Raw genomic sequence first — 2,206 nt, forward strand, 5'->3', positions numbered from 1 at the left:
TGAGTGCCAATCACGTATTTTCTCTGCTGCGGTGTTCCACCAACGTATCAGCGGACGGGAATGATCTGGTATCTCTTCCCAAAACAAGAGTTGGAATCCGTTTGCTTCGAGTAGTGATCTAAACACAGCGGGGGGGATCGTGGTGTAGAGGCGTCCATCAATTGCTCGTTCGCCTTCTGGCGGTGGGGTTCGGTATGACACAATGAGGCGCCCACCAGGACGCAGAATGCGGGCCAAATGAATCACCGCACGTTCCAGCTCGTTGGCAGGCAGGTGCATCAGCACCGCCACGCAAAGCACATTGTCAAAGCTAGCATCTTCTATACTGCTCAGTTCAGGAAGCGAGTCCAATCGCACATCGATACCCGGGTACGCCGTGCGTGCTTCGGCAATCATCATTGGTGACGGTTCCAGACCGATAGCCGGATACCCATGCTGGTTGAGCCAGGCAACATCACGACCACTGCCACTCCCGACGTCAATGGTTGGAGCACCAGGGTGAAAGAAGGTTTCGATCAGACGGTAAACCGCCGTTGGCTGTTGACTGCGCTGAAACGCAGCATGTTGGCGGGCCAGTTGGTCGTAGCTACGGATCGTTTCGCAATCGGCCATGATTAGGATTTTTCGTGCCGAATTCAGAATTTCGGTGGCTGGTGATACTTCTCGCCAAACAGTCGATAATTCAATACCGGAAAAATAGCGTCCTGGCTCTCGATCTGTTCAAGTGCGAAAAGGTCGGTGGCACTCAACGACTCCTGGCGAGCGAGTGCTAGTATCTGATCAAAACGACCAAGGTAGCGTTGCCAGCCCAAATTGTGTATATCCTCGACCCAATCGCTCATTTCGGCCAGCAGCAATTCACGTGCTGCCTGACTAAGCACTCGTTCACGCAGCCCTTCGGCAGCCGGGTTGTGAGCTACCAATTCGGCAAAATACTGCTCGGCTTGATGCAGTAACTCCCGGTAGCGATGATGAAGCGGCGATGGCAAATCAGCGTCGCAATCACTATGCCACAGTCTGGTCTGCAGCGAAACAGTACTGGTGCCAGGCAGATGGTTCAGGATCGTCCCCGGCTGAGTTAACAAGAGACGGGTATCGGTCGCACAGCGCGTTAATACAGCCTGAAACCAGGTTGGGCCTTCAAACCAGTTGCTACTCCATAGGCGGGCATCAATTGGCACAACAATCGTGGTATCGGGTGGGAGCTGAGTGAAACGGTAGAGGAGCTGTTCGACGAAGTGATTGGCATGCTCTTGCGCACGTCGTAAAGCATCATACGGATCATACGGTTGCGGCGATCCAGATCCGTTAGCAGTGTAGCCAGTCGGATCCGCAGGATTGCGGTAGAGCGGATCACCGGGGTACCCCAGCTCAGTTGACCAGATGTGACGGGCAAGTTCGTTCTCTATCCCAATGGCGGCCAGGCGTTTTGGAATGAGCCAGCCTGGTAACTGACCTTGCCCAACACTGTCAGGATCAACAATAACATACCGCAAATCCAGGTCAAGCGCGATGTGTTCAATGCCAGCACGCCACGCATAGGCAGGAAGCCATAGCCCTTCAGGACGTTTCAGATAACGCGATATGTATAGCAAACCATGCTCAAGTTGTGCGCGCACCATGCTCTCGTGGCCCAACAGGGGTAGGATTGCATGACTGGCTGGAACACAAAGCGGGATGATGATGTCGGCGATGACCAGTTCTTGTAACCGGCCAACCAGATTACGATGATAACGATTAGTGAAACTTCGTAGGATTTGTCGATCCCAATCGAGGTAAAAACGGGCCAGATACGCCCCATGCCGGTTTCCTTCAGCTTCAAACCGCGTTAATTCGGCCTGATGGTGCGTAATTCGGCTTTCCAGCCATTGAATAAAATGTTTGTTCACGACCGGATCACGCCACTGTTCTAGTGCAACTGGTGAGCAAGCAAGGGTTATCGTTACCGGCAGGTGGTGACGTTGTAGCTCACCAATCAGATCGAGCAGTGGGATCAGCGTCTGCGCGGTAAACGTATGTAATTGTTCTTCCCCGATGGGTCGCCTGCCAGGATGGCGCAGGTACGGTACATGCACTTCGATGACAAATGCGATTGGCATCGCTTCCTCGCTTGTTTCTGAAGGACAATTCGTTATTGCGTAGGTGTGACCGTCTAAGTCGGTGTAGGCGTAGGCGAGGCGGTCGGCGTCGCTGTTTCAGTTACTGT

The 2,206-nt window shown here is 53.4% G+C and carries 2 protein-coding genes; both read right to left on the reverse strand.

What is annotated here, in order from left to right; all coding sequences use genetic code 11:
• A partial coding sequence (locus JE47_RS20870; RefSeq protein ID WP_035420229.1) for a class I SAM-dependent methyltransferase occupies positions 1 to 612 on the reverse strand: 612 nt, incomplete at its 3' end.
• A gap of 23 nt (positions 613 to 635) precedes the next feature.
• Positions 636 to 2,099: a 1,4-alpha-glucan branching protein domain-containing protein gene (locus tag JE47_RS0120050; protein ID WP_031461442.1), complete on the reverse strand. Its 1,464-nt coding sequence runs from the start codon at positions 2,097 to 2,099 to the stop codon at positions 636 to 638.
• Positions 2,100 to 2,206: the final 107 nt, after the last annotated feature.

Origin of the sequence: Chloroflexus sp. MS-G (genome assembly GCF_000735195.1) — a bacterium.
GTDB lineage: Bacteria > Chloroflexota > Chloroflexia > Chloroflexales > Chloroflexaceae > Chloroflexus.